13 protein-coding genes and 1 pseudogene are annotated in these 13,284 nt (G+C 68.6%); 9 read left to right on the top strand and 5 right to left on the bottom strand.

Annotation, left to right across the window (positions count from 1 at the left end):
* Positions 1 to 84: 84 nt before the first annotated feature.
* From gnd to dnaA, 3 genes are all read right to left on the bottom strand, one after another.
* Complete coding sequence (gene gnd / locus ABZ128_RS02745; RefSeq protein ID WP_356845649.1) at positions 85 to 960, bottom strand: phosphogluconate dehydrogenase (NAD(+)-dependent, decarboxylating); 876 nt, start codon at positions 958 to 960, stop codon at positions 85 to 87.
* Between the two features lie 175 nt (positions 961 to 1,135).
* Positions 1,136 to 2,266, bottom strand: coding sequence for a DNA polymerase III subunit beta (dnaN, locus tag ABZ128_RS02740; protein WP_356845648.1), 1,131 nt, complete (start codon positions 2,264 to 2,266; stop codon positions 1,136 to 1,138).
* A gap of 864 nt (positions 2,267 to 3,130) precedes the next feature.
* Entirely contained in the window at positions 3,131 to 4,900 is a 1,770-nt protein-coding gene (gene dnaA, locus ABZ128_RS02735) for a chromosomal replication initiator protein DnaA (RefSeq protein ID WP_356845647.1), read from the bottom strand.
* 355 nt (positions 4,901 to 5,255) lie between these two features.
* On the opposite strand from dnaA, the gene rpmH reads away from it, so the two are divergent.
* From rpmH to ABZ128_RS02690, 9 genes and pseudogenes are all read left to right on the top strand, one after another.
* The gene (gene rpmH, locus ABZ128_RS02730) at positions 5,256 to 5,393 is read left to right on the top strand and encodes a 50S ribosomal protein L34 (RefSeq protein WP_018547628.1); all 138 of its coding nucleotides are present in this window, start codon (positions 5,256 to 5,258) and stop codon (positions 5,391 to 5,393) included.
* Between the two features lie 21 nt (positions 5,394 to 5,414).
* The gene (rnpA, locus tag ABZ128_RS02725) at positions 5,415 to 5,789 is read left to right on the top strand and encodes a ribonuclease P protein component (protein ID WP_356845646.1); all 375 of its coding nucleotides are present in this window, start codon (positions 5,415 to 5,417) and stop codon (positions 5,787 to 5,789) included.
* Positions 5,786 to 6,040: pseudogene (gene yidD, locus ABZ128_RS02720) on the top strand (membrane protein insertion efficiency factor YidD); the annotation flags it as partial. The gene rnpA and the pseudogene yidD, both read left to right, overlap by 4 nt.
* Positions 6,041 to 6,070: 30 nt before the next feature.
* The gene (gene yidC, locus ABZ128_RS02715) at positions 6,071 to 7,174 is read left to right on the top strand and encodes a membrane protein insertase YidC (protein WP_356845645.1); all 1,104 of its coding nucleotides are present in this window, start codon (positions 6,071 to 6,073) and stop codon (positions 7,172 to 7,174) included.
* Between the two features lie 15 nt (positions 7,175 to 7,189).
* Positions 7,190 to 7,702, top strand: a complete 513-nt coding sequence (locus ABZ128_RS02710) for a R3H domain-containing nucleic acid-binding protein (RefSeq protein ID WP_030153171.1) — start codon at positions 7,190 to 7,192, stop codon at positions 7,700 to 7,702.
* Positions 7,703 to 7,812: 110 nt separating this feature from the next.
* Positions 7,813 to 8,553: a 16S rRNA (guanine(527)-N(7))-methyltransferase RsmG gene (rsmG, locus tag ABZ128_RS02705; protein WP_356845644.1), complete on the top strand. Its 741-nt coding sequence runs from the start codon at positions 7,813 to 7,815 to the stop codon at positions 8,551 to 8,553.
* 265 nt (positions 8,554 to 8,818) lie between these two features.
* Complete coding sequence (locus ABZ128_RS02700; protein ID WP_356845643.1) at positions 8,819 to 9,934, top strand: ParA family protein; 1,116 nt, start codon at positions 8,819 to 8,821, stop codon at positions 9,932 to 9,934.
* A complete protein-coding gene (locus tag ABZ128_RS02695) occupies positions 9,931 to 11,037 on the top strand; it encodes a ParB/RepB/Spo0J family partition protein (RefSeq protein WP_356845642.1) in 1,107 nt (368 codons plus the stop codon). Before ABZ128_RS02700 ends, ABZ128_RS02695 begins: the two co-directional genes overlap by 4 nt.
* A 126-nt stretch (positions 11,038 to 11,163) precedes the next feature.
* A complete protein-coding gene (locus ABZ128_RS02690; protein ID WP_356845715.1) occupies positions 11,164 to 11,781 on the top strand; it encodes a GNAT family N-acetyltransferase in 618 nt (205 codons plus the stop codon).
* A gap of 91 nt (positions 11,782 to 11,872) precedes the next feature.
* Here ABZ128_RS02690 and trxA read toward each other — a convergent pair whose 3' ends face one another.
* Together trxA and trxB are read right to left on the bottom strand one after the other, a co-directional pair.
* Complete coding sequence (trxA, locus tag ABZ128_RS02685) at positions 11,873 to 12,214, bottom strand: thioredoxin (RefSeq protein ID WP_356845641.1); 342 nt, start codon at positions 12,212 to 12,214, stop codon at positions 11,873 to 11,875.
* Between the two features lie 64 nt (positions 12,215 to 12,278).
* Positions 12,279 to 13,238, bottom strand: coding sequence for a thioredoxin-disulfide reductase (gene trxB, locus ABZ128_RS02680; protein ID WP_356845640.1), 960 nt, complete (start codon positions 13,236 to 13,238; stop codon positions 12,279 to 12,281).
* Positions 13,239 to 13,284 lie beyond the last annotated feature (46 nt).

Genomic DNA, 13,284 nt, shown 5'->3' with positions numbered 1-13,284 from the left:
GCGTCCTGCTGTGCTGCTGTCGTGCTGTCCTGCTGCTCACGCGTCCGGCCGGGCCGGAGTCCTGCCGGTGCCGCCGCGAGCGGGCTACTTCTTCTCCACCGCGTGGCCGCCGAACTGGTTGCGCAGCGCGGCGATCATCTTCATCTGGGGCGAGTCGTCCTGCCGGGAAGCGAACCGCGCGAAGAGCGAAGCGGTGATCGCGGGCAGCGGCACGGCGTTGTCGATCGCCGCCTCCACCGTCCAGCGGCCCTCGCCCGAGTCCTGCGCGTAGCCCTTCAGCTGCTCCAGGTGCTCGTCCTCGTCGAGGGCGTTCACCGCGAGGTCCAGCAGCCAGGAGCGGATGACCGTGCCCTCCTGCCAGGACCGGAACACCTCGCGGACGTCGGTGACCGAGTCCACCTTCTCCAGCAGCTCCCAGCCCTCGGCGTAGGCCTGCATCATGGCGTACTCGATGCCGTTGTGGACCATCTTCGCGAAGTGGCCCGCACCGACCTTGCCGGCGTGCACCGCGCCGAACTCGCCCTCCGGCTTCAGTGCGTCGAAGACCGGCTGGACGGTGGCGACGTGCTCCTTCTCGCCGCCGTACATCAGCGCGTAGCCGTTCTCCAGGCCCCAGACCCCGCCGGAGACACCGCAGTCGACAAAGCCGATGCCCTTGGCCGCCAGCTCCTCCGCGTGCTTCTCGTCGTCCGTCCAGCGCGAGTTGCCGCCGTCCACGACGATGTCGCCGGGCGCGAGCAGCTCCCCGAGCTCGTCGATGGTGGACTGCGTCGCCGCACCGGCCGGAACCATCACCCACACCACGCGGGGGGCCTCCAGGCTGTCCACAAGTTCCGACAGGCTGTGGACATCGGCGAGGTCCGGGTTGCGGTCGTATCCGATGACGGTGTGGCCTGCGCGGCGAATGCGCTCGCGCATGTTGCCGCCCATCTTGCCGAGACCGACGAGACCAAGCTCCATCAGGTGCTTCCTTAAGCGTTGTGGCCGTCTGTGCCGGGCCCCCGACTGCCGGGGCGCCCAGCCTCCGAGCCTACGCCGGGCCGTGCCGCACGGCCCAAGGGCGCTCCGCGCACGGCGGACGGACGGCGCCGGGCCCGGCCCGCAGCCTGCGGGACCGGACCCGGTGAAGACGGTGTCAGCCCGAGAGGCGGACCGGCATGATCAGGTACTTGTACGCCTCGTCGGCCTCGGCGTCGACCGCGGGGCGGCCGCTGAGCAGCGCCGGCTTGGTCGAGGTGGTGAAGCTCAGCTGCGCGGCCGGGGAGTCGATCGCGCTCAGGCCGTCCAGCAGGAAGGTCGGGTTGAAGGCGATCGAGATGTCGTCGCCCTCCAGCGTGGCGTCCACGCGCTCCACAGCCTGTGCATCGTCGCTGGAGCCGGCCTCCAGGATCAGTACGCCCTGCTCGAAGCTGAGGCGGACCGGGGTGTTGCGCTCGGCGACGAGGGCCACGCGCTTGACGGCCTCGACGAACGGGGCGGTCTCGATCACGGCGATCGAGTTGAACTCCGTCGGGAACAGCGTGCGGTACTTCGGCAGGTCGCCTTCGAGCAGACGCGTCGTGGTGCGGCGGCCGGCGCCCTCGAAACCGATGAGGCCCTCGCCCGCGCCGGACCCCGACAGGGCCAGGGTGACCGTGTCACCGCTGGTCAGGGACTTGGCGGTGTCCAGGAGCGTCTTGGCGGGCACCAGGGCCACGGCCGAGGCGTCCGGGTTCTCCGGCTTCCACAGGAACTCGCGGACCGCGAAGCGGTAGCGGTCGGTGGAGGCCAGGGTGACGCGGTCGCCCTCGATCTCGATGCGGACACCGGTGAGCACGGGCAGCGTGTCGTCGCGGCCGGCGGCGATGGCGACCTGGGCGGCGGCGGAGGCGAAGACCTCGCCGGGCACGGTGCCGGTCGCGGTCGGCATCTGGGGCAGCGCCGGGTACTCCTCCACAGGCAGGGTGTGGAGGGTGAACCGGGAGGAGCCGCAGACCACGGTCGCCCGTACACCGTCTGTGGAAATCTCCACGGGGCGGTTGGGGAGGGCGCGGCAGATGTCGGCCAGCAGGCGGCCGGAGACCAGGACGGTGCCGTCCTCCTCGACGTCCGCCTCGACCGAGACGCGGGCCGAGACCTCGTAGTCGAAGCCGGAGAGGGACAGCGTCCCGTCCTCCGCCTTCAGCAGCAGGCCCGCGAGGACGGGCACCGGCGGCCGGGCCGGGAGGCTGCGGGCCGCCCAAGCCACCGCCTCCGCGAGTACGTCGCGTTCCACCCGGATCTTCACCGGAACCGCCTCCTGCTGTCGCTCGCTCGTCTGCCGGCCTGTCGTCGTCGGCCTCGGTGTCTCGATGGCTCGGAGCCGTCGGGGCCTCGATGCCGGGGACCAGTCTGACGTACGGCGCCGACAGTCGGTGCTGCCGGCGGTCAAATCGGGAGCGAGGCGTCGGGGCGGGCTTCCGACGAGTTGTGCACAGGACCCGCTTGAAAACCGAAACCGGCCTCTCTCTCCATGGGGGTAGTAGTAGGGCCTGTGGAAACGGTGGATAACCCCGTTCTCGCACGTCAGGTGCCGTTTTTTATCCACCGGCCCTGTGGGCGGCACCGGTGGACAACCCGGGGGTGCTGTGGAGAAACAAAAGTTCTGCACAGGTCGTCCCCAGGCGACCCGGACTACTCCACAGGTGTGTCCCCAGCTTTCCCCAGGTACTCCACAGCCCAAACGTCGACTTCCGTGTGACCGCTTTCACTCGCGGCGGTGAGAGGGGGTGGCCGGTTGCCGAACAGTGGACAAGGGTGTGGGTAAGTCGTCCGATCCTGTGCACAGGATGCGGGAACCTGTGGGTCGGCGGTGGACAGAGCCGTGGACAGCCCTGTGGACGGATCTTCTGTCCACAGCCTGTGGACAGTGGTTGCGCACAAATACACAGCCGACTGACCAGGGCTGATGGTGCCTCAACCGGCACCCCTGTGGACAGATTGTGGGTGACGGAACCCGTCCCCAGGGTGTGGACGGAAGAAAGTCCGTGAATCTGTGGATGAGTTGCTCTCCAGGGGGCGTATTCGAACAGGTCAGGGGCGCGCGAAAGAAGAAGGGCGCTCCCGGAGTGACCCGGGAGCGCCCTCTGAAAGCGTGCGGAGCCGCGGTGGCTCAGCCGTTCTTGATGCGGTTGGTGAGCTCGGTGACCTGGTTGTAGATGGAGCGCCGCTCCGCCATCAGGGCCCGGATCTTGCGGTCCGCGTGCATGACGGTGGTGTGGTCGCGGCCGCCGAACTGCGCCCCGATCTTGGGCAGGGACAGGTCGGTGAGCTCCCGGCACAGGTACATGGCGATCTGCCGGGCGGTGACCAGCACGCGGCTGCGCGAGGAGCCGCACAGGTCGTCCACCGTGAGGCCGAAGTAGTCGGCGGTGGCCGCCATGATGTCCGAGGCGGTGATCTCGGGCGCCGAGTCCTCGCCGCCGGGGATCAGGTTCTTGAGGACGTCCTCGGTCAGGCCGAGGTCCACCGGCTGCCGGTTCAGGCTCGCGAAGGCGGTGACCCGGATCAGCGCCCCCTCCAGCTCCCTGATGTTGCGGGAGATGCGGGAGGCGATGAACTCCAGTACCTCCGGAGGGGCGTTGAGCTGCTCCTGGACGGCCTTCTTGCGCAGGATCGCGATACGGGTCTCCAGCTCGGGCGGCTGGACGTCGGTGATCAGGCCCCACTCGAAGCGGTTGCGGAGCCGGTCCTCCAGGGTGACGAGCTGCTTGGGCGGCCGGTCGGAGGACAGCACGATCTGCTTGTTGGCGTTGTGGAGCGTATTGAAGGTGTGGAAGAACTCCTCCTGCGTCGACTCCTTGCTCGCGAGGAACTGGATGTCGTCGACGAGCAGGATGTCCATCTCGCGGTAGCGCTTGCGGAAGGCGTCGCCCTTGCCGTCGCGGATGGAGTTGATGAACTCGTTGGTGAACTCCTCCGAGCTCACGTAGCGCACGCGGGTGCCGGGATACAGGCTCCGCGCGTAGTGCCCGATGGCGTGCAGCAGATGCGTTTTGCCAAGGCCCGACTCCCCATAGATGAAGAGCGGGTTGTACGCCTTCGCCGGCGCCTCCGCGACGGCCACCGCGGCGGCGTGCGCGAAGCGGTTGGACGCGCCGATGACGAAGGTGTCGAACAGGTACTTGGGGTTGAGCCGCGCGGTCGGTTCCAGCGGGCCCGAGGTCGAGCCGCCGGAGGAGGAGGGCGGCGGCGCCGGCCGGCCGGGGGCCGGTCGGGGGGCGGACTGCTGCTCGTACTGCTGCTGCTCGTACTGGTGGCTCTTCTGGGAGTCGTACGGGGACTGCTCGTACTGCTGCTGCTCGTAGGAGCTCTGGTCGTAACCGCCGCTCTCCGGCTGCTGGAGGTACCCGGGCTGCGGCGAGGCGTACGGATCGCGCTCGGGGAAGCCGCCGAGGCGCTGCTGCTGCCAGCCGTAGTCCTCCTGCTGGCCGCCGCGGGGCCAGGAGCCCGGCTCGGGGCGCGACTGCTGGTAGTCCGGGTAGGCGGGACGGGCCGTGGGGAGCTGGTCGTCGGGCCCGCCGTGGCCGCCGGGGCGCTGGCCGCCGTAGGCGTCGTACGCGTCACCGCCGCGCTGGGCGGCGGGGGCGGGCGGCGGGGCGGGCTCGCCGGCGGAGTCGTCGACCGTGATGGCGATGCGGATCGGGCGGCCGCACTCACGGCTGAGCGCGTCGCTGATCAGGGGTGCGAGGCGGCCTTCGAGGACCCGCTTGCCGTATTCATTGGGGACGGCCAGGAGCGCCGTGTCGGCGACGAGGGCCAGCGGCTGGCAGCGCTCGACCCACTGCTTGTCCTTCGGCTCGATGGCCTGCTGCCCCTCCCCGAGGAGCTTTTCGAGCACCCTTGGCCACACTGCGGCAAGATCGGCAGGTACGTCAGCCACAGAGCACGCTCTCTCACAGGGGTCCCACGAATGTGTGGTTCTTTGGGACGGTCGGGACAAAAAATCCAGGGTCAGGCAACGGTAGTCAGCCCGACGGGTACGGTTCAAGTCGTTGTCCACAGCCTGTGCACAGCGCGGGGCGCTCTCGCCTCGGTTTGACCGGATGGCGTAGCCGCGCGTACCGTAACGAGGTCGAGTTGTCGATGGCTGCTGCCGCCTGCCTACCGATGGGCGAAGGTCACTGATCGTGATCGTTTAGCGGTGCCACTCGGGCGAACACGCGAGTTTCCTCGTGGGCGCACGGTGACAGCCAGGCGATGTCCCGCCACAACGATTCATTCTCTGGAGCCCCCGAGTGAGCAAGCGCACCTTCCAGCCGAACAACCGCCGTCGTGCCAAGACCCACGGCTTCCGCCTGCGGATGCGTACCCGTGCCGGTCGCGCGATCCTGGCGAACCGCCGCAGCAAGGGCCGCGCCGCCCTCTCCGCGTAACAACGCGCAGGTCGTGACGTCGTGCTGTCTCCCGAAAATCGGCTGAGGCGGCGCGAGGACTTCGCGAGCGCGGTGCGCCGGGGGCGCCGGGCCGGTCGCCCGCTCCTCGTCGTCCACCTACGTACAAGCGGTGCAACGGACCCGCACGGGCCGGGGGAGACTGATCCCTCGACGCGTGCGGGTTTCGTCGTCAGCAAGGCCGTCGGCGGCGCGGTCGTCCGTAACCGGGTCAAGCGTCGTCTGCGTCACCTCGTACGGGAGCGGCTCTCCGGGCTGCCCGCCGGTAGCCTGGTGGTGGTGCGGGCATTGCCCGGAGCGGGTGAGGCCGGCGTCGACGAACTGGCCCGGGACCTGGACGCCGCTTTGCTGCGGCTCCTGGGAGGCGTGGCTCGATGAAGTACCCGCTGCTCGCTTTGATCAAGCTGTACCAGTGGACGATCAGTCCGCTGCTCGGGCCGGTGTGCCGCTATTACCCCTCGTGCTCGCACTACGGGTTCACGGCCATCGACCGGCATGGTGCGGTGAAGGGGACGGTTCTGACCGCCTGGCGGATCCTGCGGTGCAACCCGTGGTCCGCCGGTGGTGTTGATCATGTCCCACCTCGTAAACGCCCGCGTTGGCACGAGCAGCTGCGCAGTGCGTTGCGTAGATCTCGCAATGCTCAAGGAGCCTGATTAGTGGACACGATTGCCAGTCTGTTCAGCTTTATCACCACGCCCGTCTCGTGGATCATCGTCCAGTTCCACAGCCTGTACGGCGCGATCTTCGGCGCGGACAGCGGGTGGGCCTGGGGCCTGTCCATCGTGTCCCTGGTGGTCTTGATCCGTATCTGCCTGATCCCGCTCTTCGTGAAGCAGATCAAGGCGACGCGCGGAATGCAGGCGCTCCAGCCGAAGATGAAGGCGATCCAGGAGCGCTACAAGAACGACAAGCAGCGTCAGTCCGAAGAGATGATGAAGCTGTACAAGGAGACGGGTACCAACCCGCTGTCCTCGTGCCTTCCCATCCTGGCGCAGTCCCCGTTCTTCTTCGCGCTGTACCACGTGCTCGCCGGCATCGCGAACGGCAAGCCGATCGGTGAGATCGACGGCCCGCTGCTGGAGAGCGCCCGCAAGGCGCACATCTTCGGTGCCCCGCTGGCCGCGAAGTTCATGGACAGCGAGGACAAGGTCGCGGCGCTCAACGCCTCGCTGACCGACGTCCGGATCGTGACCGCCGTCATGATCATCCTGATGTCGCTGTCGCAGTTCTACACCCAGCGTCAGCTGATGCAGAAGAACGTCGACCTCTCGGTCAAGACGCCGTTCATGCAGCAGCAGAAGATGCTGATGTACATCTTCCCGCTGATCTTCGCGTTCATGGGCATCAACTTCCCCGTGGGTGTCCTCGTCTACTGGCTGACCACCAACGTGTGGACCATGGGCCAGCAGATGTACGTGATCAACCAGAACCCGACGCCGGGCAGCAAGGCGCAGGACCAGTACCTGACCCGTCTGCTGAAGCACGTCAGCTCGCACGGCGACGTCAAGGGCCGGGGCAAGAAGAAGATCGTCGCCGCGATCGTGGCCAAGGGGCCGGACCGCAACGACAACGAGCGCAAGTTCATCACGGCGCTGACGAAGCAGGGTCTGGCCGCCCAGCCGGACGGTTCCGTGGTCAAGAGTGTCGTGGCCACGGCGGACGCCGACTCGGCGAGCAGCGGTACGCCCAAGCGGCAGCAGCCGAAGCGGCAGACGAAGGCGCAGCGTCAGACGCCCCCCAAGCCCTCTTCCAAGAAGTAAGAAGGAGTCCCTCCCGTGACGGAAGGCACCACCACCGCCGCCGCTGAGAGTGGCGACACCCTGACCCGCCTTGAGCAGGAGGGTGAGATCGCGGCCGACTACCTTGAGGGTCTGCTGGACATCGCCGACCTGGACGGTGACATCGACATGGACGTCGAGGCCGACCGGGCCGCGGTGTCGATCGTCAGCGACTCCGCCAGCCGTGACCTCCAGAAGCTCGTGGGTCGTGACGGAGAGGTTCTGGAAGCTCTCCAGGAGCTGACGCGCCTCGCCGTGCACCGGGAGACCGGGGACCGCAGCAGGCTGATGCTGGACATCGCCGGCTTCCGCGCCAAGAAGCGCGAGGAGCTGGCGGCCCTGGGCGCCCAGGCCGCGGCGGACGTGAAGGCGTCCGGTGAGCCGCTGAAGCTGGCGCCGATGACGCCGTTCGAGCGCAAGGTCGTCCACGACGCCGTGGCGGCCGCCGGTCTGAAGAGCGAGTCCGAGGGCGAGGAGCCGCAGCGCTTCGTCGTTGTGCTCCCGGCCTGACCGCACGTCCGAGTGTTCGGCCCCGTCTGTCTCGCAGGCGGGGCCGATGTTTGTCAGCCTGGCAGTGCCGGTCCGGCGGTGTCGGGCAGCAGTGCCCTTTTTCACGATCCATGCGGTACGGAAGGACGGTCCCCGTGACGGAGGCAGCGGAGCTTCCCCCGGCGCCTGAGGAGGCGCGCGCGGTATTCGGCGAGTTTTTCCCGGAAGCTGTGCGGTACGCGGAGCTGCTGGCGGACGCGGGGGTCAAGCGCGGCCTGATCGGGCCGCGTGAGGTACCGCGCCTGTGGGAGCGGCACCTGTTGAACTGTGCGGTGCTCTCCGAGGTGGTGCCCGAGGGCGTCACCGTGTGCGACGTGGGTTCGGGGGCCGGCCTGCCCGGTATTCCGCTGGCCCTGGTGCGCCGGGATCTGAAGATCACCCTGCTGGAGCCGCTGCTGCGTCGGACGACCTTCCTCCAGGAGGCCGTGGAGCTGCTCGGGCTGGACCATGTCACGGTGGTGCGCGGTCGGGCCGAGGAGGTGCTCGGCAAGGTGCAGCCGGTGCACGTGGTGACGGCGCGGGCGGTGGCTCCGCTGGACCGGCTGGCCGGCTGGGGCGTACCGCTGCTGCGTCCCTACGGCGAGATGCTGGCGCTCAAGGGCGACACCGCCGAGGAGGAGCTGGTGGCGGCGAAGGTCGCCCTGGCGAAGCTGGGTGTGGTGAAGACCTCGGTGCTCCAGGTGGGTGAGGGCGTGGTGGATCCGCTGTCCACGGTGGTCCGCGTGGAGGTCGGGGAGAGCCCGGGCGGTGTGCGGTTCGCGGCGAAGCGGGCCAAGGCGGCCCGGGTGGGGCGTACGCGCAGGCGTCGTTGATCCTCGGCCGCGGTGATCGTTTGCCTGTCTTTTCGGGGCTGTTGGGCCCTATAGGTATGGATTTCGGAGTGTCGTAGCGGCCCGGAGACCCCGTCCGGGCATCGTGTTTCACGTGAAACGTCGCTCTCTGCTGCACGGAATCATCAGCCGCGGTCGTGCGGCTGCGTCCCCGCTTCACCGGAAGGAGGAGGGGGGGACGGAGTTGTCCACATCGGTGGATTCATCCACAGGAGTACGGGCCCCGCTGGTTCGCGACCCCGGTGACATGGCAGGCTCTGTTCATCGCGAGCCTGATGCCGAGGAGAGTGACACCGTGCGGTCCGACGCCAACCTCGCGGGGCCGATGGCCGACCCGGTCCCCGGTCCCCGCTCTGAATTCACCGATGTGGACGTCCCACCAGGGGCTTCCGCGGCGGTGACCGGGGGAGAAACACCGCCCCCGCCCCTGGTGGACAATGACACGCCCATCGGCCGGGCCGCCCAGATGGCGGTGGACGCCCTCGGACGCGCCGGTGACGGGCTGCCCCGGCCGGAACAGACCCGGGTCATCGTGGTCGCCAACCAGAAGGGCGGCGTGGGGAAGACCACGACGACCGTGAACCTGGCGGCCTCTCTGGCCCTGCACGGCGCTCGGGTCCTGGTGATCGACCTCGATCCGCAGGGCAATGCATCGACGGCCCTGGGCATCGACCACCACGCGGATGTCCCCTCGATCTACGACGTGCTCGTGGACAGCCGGCCGCTGCTGGAGGTCGTCCAGCCGGTCGTGGACGTGGAGGGACTCTTCTGCGCTCCGGCCACGATCGATCTGGCCGGCGCGGAGATCGAGCTGGTTTCGCTGGTGGCCCGCGAGAGCCGGCTTCAGCGGGCGATCCAGGCGTACGAGCAGCCGCTCGACTACATCCTGATCGACTGCCCGCCCTCGCTGGGACTGCTCACGGTGAACGCGCTGGTGGCCGGAGCCGAGGTACTGATCCCCATCCAGTGCGAGTACTACGCCCTGGAGGGGCTGGGCCAGCTGCTGCGGAACGTGGACCTGGTCCGGGCCCACCTCAATCCGGCGCTGCATGTCTCGACCATCCTGTTGACCATGTACGACGGCAGGACGAGGCTGGCCTCGCAGGTGGCGGAGGAGGTGCGCACGCACTTCGGCAACGAGGTGCTGCGGACGAGCATCCCGAGGTCGGTGCGGATTTCCGAGGCGCCGAGCTACGGGCAGACGGTGCTCACCTATGACCCGGGTTCCAGTGGCTCCCTCTCCTACCTGGAAGCAGCGCGCGAGATCGCGCTGCGGGGGGCCGGAATCCATTACGACGCCCAGCACGCCCACACGGGCGCGGGCATGAACAGCACGCAGAGCATGGCGGAGGGGATCCAGTGAGTGAGCGACGTAGGGGTCTGGGGCGGGGGCTCGGCGCGCTGATTCCCGCGGCGCCCCAGGAGAAGACGCCGTCGGTGGCCGGCTCGGGGTCGACGTCCCCGTCGGCGGTGCCGGTGCTGACTTCGGAGCGAGGGATCGCGGCGGCGAAGCTGGCCTCGCTCGCGCAGGCCGGATCGGCGGCGGTCGGCGATGTTTCACGTGAAACATCGGCGGTCGCGGTGGTGGCCGAGCCGGAGAAGGCCGAGCCCGAGACCGGCAGTGTGGCGGGGGCGACCTTCGCCGAGCTGCCCATGGACGCGATCACGCCGAATCCGCGACAGCCCCGAGAGGTGTTCGACGAGGACGCACTGGCGGAGCTGGTGACCTCCATTCAGGAAGTCGGTCTGCTCCAGCCGGTGGTGGTGCGGCAGTCGTCGCCCGGGCGCTACGAGCTGATCATGGGCGAACGCCGCTGGAGGGCGTGCCGGGAGGCCGGGCTGGAGCGCATCCCGGCGATCATCCGCGCGACGGACGACGAGAAGCTGCTGCTGGACGCCCTGCTGGAGAACCTGCACCGGGCCCAGCTGAACCCTCTGGAGGAGGCAGCCGCCTACGACCAGCTGCTCCAGGACTTCAACTGCACGCACGACCAGCTGGCGGACCGGATCGGCCGGTCGCGTCCGCAGGTCTCGAACACCTTGCGCCTGCTGAAGCTGTCGCCGTCGGTGCAGCGGCGGGTGGCTGCCGGCGTCCTGTCTGCGGGGCACGCGCGGGCACTGCTGTCGGTGGAGGAGTCCGAGGTCCAGGATCGCCTGGCGCACCGGATCGTCGCCGAGGGACTGTCGGTCCGGGCGGTCGAGGAGATCGTCTCCCTGATGGGCTCCGAGAACTCGGCGGTGGTGAAGCCGAAGGGCCCTCGGGCCGGAGCCCGGGTGGCCCCGGCGCTCAGTGAGCTCGCGACCCGTCTGTCGGACCGCTTCGAGACCCGGGTGAAGGTGGACCTGGGCCAGAAGAAGGGAAAGATCACCGTCGAGTTCGCCTCGATGGAGGATCTGGAGCGGATTCTGGGGACGCTGGCACCGGGCGAGGGCCGGGTGCTGGAACAGGGTCTGTCCGGGGAGTAGATCCCCGGGACATCGAGGGGCGGGTCATGCCGGTGGAGCCGGAGTGGCCCGCCCCTTCGTGTGCAGGGGGACCGACCGTCTTGTTGTGCGCTCGAAGAACGAATGGCCTGTGGATACCATGCGGTCATGGGGCGTCGGTTGGTACCACTCACGCTGGACAACCTCCAAGACCTGCCTCCACGTTGCAGATCCTGTGTGTTCTGGGAGCTGGATCCGGTCACGGGTGAGGCCGCCGTGAAGGCGGGGAACTCGGAGCTGGAGAAGGAAGCGTGGATCTCGGCCGTCCTTCTGGAGTGGGGTTCGTGCGGCCGGGTGGTCTACGTGGACGACGTTCCCGTGGGATTCGTCCTGTACGCGCCGCCCGCCTATGTGCCGCGGTCCACGGCCTTTCCTACCAGCCCGGTGTCTCCGGATGCCGTACAGCTGATCACTGCCTGGATCATGCCCGGATACCAGGGACAGGGGCTGGGGCGGGTGATGGTCCAGACGGTGGCGAAGGATCTGCTGCGGCGCGGCTTCCGGGCCATCGAGGCCTTCGGTGACGCCCGGTGGGACGGGCCGGCCTGTCTGCTGCCGGCGGATCACCTGCTTGCGGTCGGCTTCAAGACGGTGCGCCCGCATCCCGCGCATCCCCGGTTGCGGCTGGAGCTGCGGTCGACGCTGTCGTGGAAGGAAGACGTGGAAATGGCGCTGGACCGGTTGCTGGGTGCGGCACGCAAGGAGCCCGCACTGCGGCCGCTGTGAGCCGCCAGACATGCGAACGGGGCCGCCCCTTGAAGGGGCGGCCCCGTTTCACGTGAAACATTCCCGGCTACCGCCGGACGAGCTCAGACCATCAGGCGGTCTTGACCTCGATGAAGCCGTCCAGGTCACGCAGGATGGCGGCCTTCGGCTTGGCACCGACGATGGTCTTGGCGACCTCGCCGCCCTGGTAGACGTTCAGCGTCGGGATGGACATGACGCCGTACTTGGCGGCCGTGGCCGGGTTCTCGTCGATGTTGAGCTTGACGATCTCGATCTGGTCGCCGTACTCGGCCGCAATGGCCTCAAGCGAGGGGGCGATCTGGCGGCACGGACCGCACCAGGCTGCCCAGAAGTCCACCAGTACGGGCTTCTCGCTCCTGAGGACTTCGGCGTCGAAGTCGGCGTCGGTCACGTTCTTGAGGGTGCCGGCCACAGCGGCCTCCTAATTCTTCCTGCGGGGTGTGGGGTTGTGCTGGGGGGTGTCTGAGGGTCTCGGGTCAGACCGTCGCGTGGGCCTTCTCGGCATCCGCGAGGGCGGCGAGGAAGCGCTCGGCGTCGAGGGCAGAGGCGCAGCCGGTGCCCGCGGCGGTGATGGCCTGACGGTACGTGTGGTCCACGACGTCGCCGGCGGCGAACACGCCGGTGAGGTTCGTCCGCGTGGAGGGCGCCTCCACCTTGAGGTAGCCCTCCTCGTCCAGCACGAGCTGGTCCTTGAACAGCTCGGTGCGCGGGTCGTGGCCGACGGCGATGAAGAGGCCGGTCACGGGCAGCTCGGAGGTCTCACCGGTCTTGGTGTTGCGCAGGGTGAGGCCGGTGAGCTTCTGCTCGCCGTGGATTTCGGCGACCTCGCTGTCCCAGGCGAACTTGATCTTCGGGTCGGCGAAGGCGCGGTCCTGCATGGCCTTGGAGGCGCGCAGCGTGTCGCGGCGGTGGACGATGGTGACGGACTTGGCGAACCGGGAGAGGAAGGTGGCTTCCTCGATCGCGGTGTCGCCACCGCCGACGACGGCGATGTCCTGGTCCTTGAAGAAGAAGCCGTCACAGGTCGCGCACCAGGAGACGCCACGGCCCGAGAGCGCGTCCTCGTTGGGCAGGCCCAGCTTGCGGTGCTGCGAGCCGGTGGCCACGATGACGGCCTTGGCGCGGTGCACGGTGCCCGCGGTGTCGGTGACGGTCTTGATCTCACCCGTGAGGTCAACGGCCACGATGTCGTCGGGGACGAGCTCGGCGCCGAAACGCTCGGCCTGGCCGCGCATGTTGTCCATGAGGTCGGGGCCCATGATGCCGTCCTGGAAGCCGGGGAAGTTCTCGACTTCGGTGGTGTTCATCAGCGCGCCACCGGCGGTGACGGCGCCTTCGAAGACCAGCGGCTTGAGCGAAGCGCGTGCGGTGTACAGGGCGGCGGTGTAACCGGCCGGCCCGGAGCCGATGATGATCACGTTTCGTACGTCGCTCACGGGTTTCTTCCTCGTCTCTGTGGACTGCGCGCTGCTTGCCGGGGGC

It is taken from the genome of Streptomyces sp. NPDC006326 (assembly GCF_040612915.1).
In the GTDB taxonomy this organism is placed as follows: domain Bacteria; phylum Actinomycetota; class Actinomycetes; order Streptomycetales; family Streptomycetaceae; genus Streptomyces.
Note: the sequence above shows the minus strand (reverse complement) of the source record. Positions and strands in the feature narration are given on the sequence as shown.

Bases quoted from the DNA above. Each gene is read 5' to 3' on its own strand.
- gnd (WP_356845649.1), bottom strand. From the start codon at position 960: ATGGAGCTTGGTCTCGTCGGTCTCGGCAAGATGGGCGGCAACATGCGC.
- rsmG (WP_356845644.1), top strand. From the start codon at position 7,813: ATGCGGTACGGAAGGACGGTCCCCGTGACGGAGGCAGCGGAGCTTCCC.
- ABZ128_RS02700 (WP_356845643.1), top strand. From the start codon at position 8,819: ATGGCAGGCTCTGTTCATCGCGAGCCTGATGCCGAGGAGAGTGACACC.
- ABZ128_RS02690 (WP_356845715.1), top strand. From the start codon at position 11,164: ATGGGGCGTCGGTTGGTACCACTCACGCTGGACAACCTCCAAGACCTG.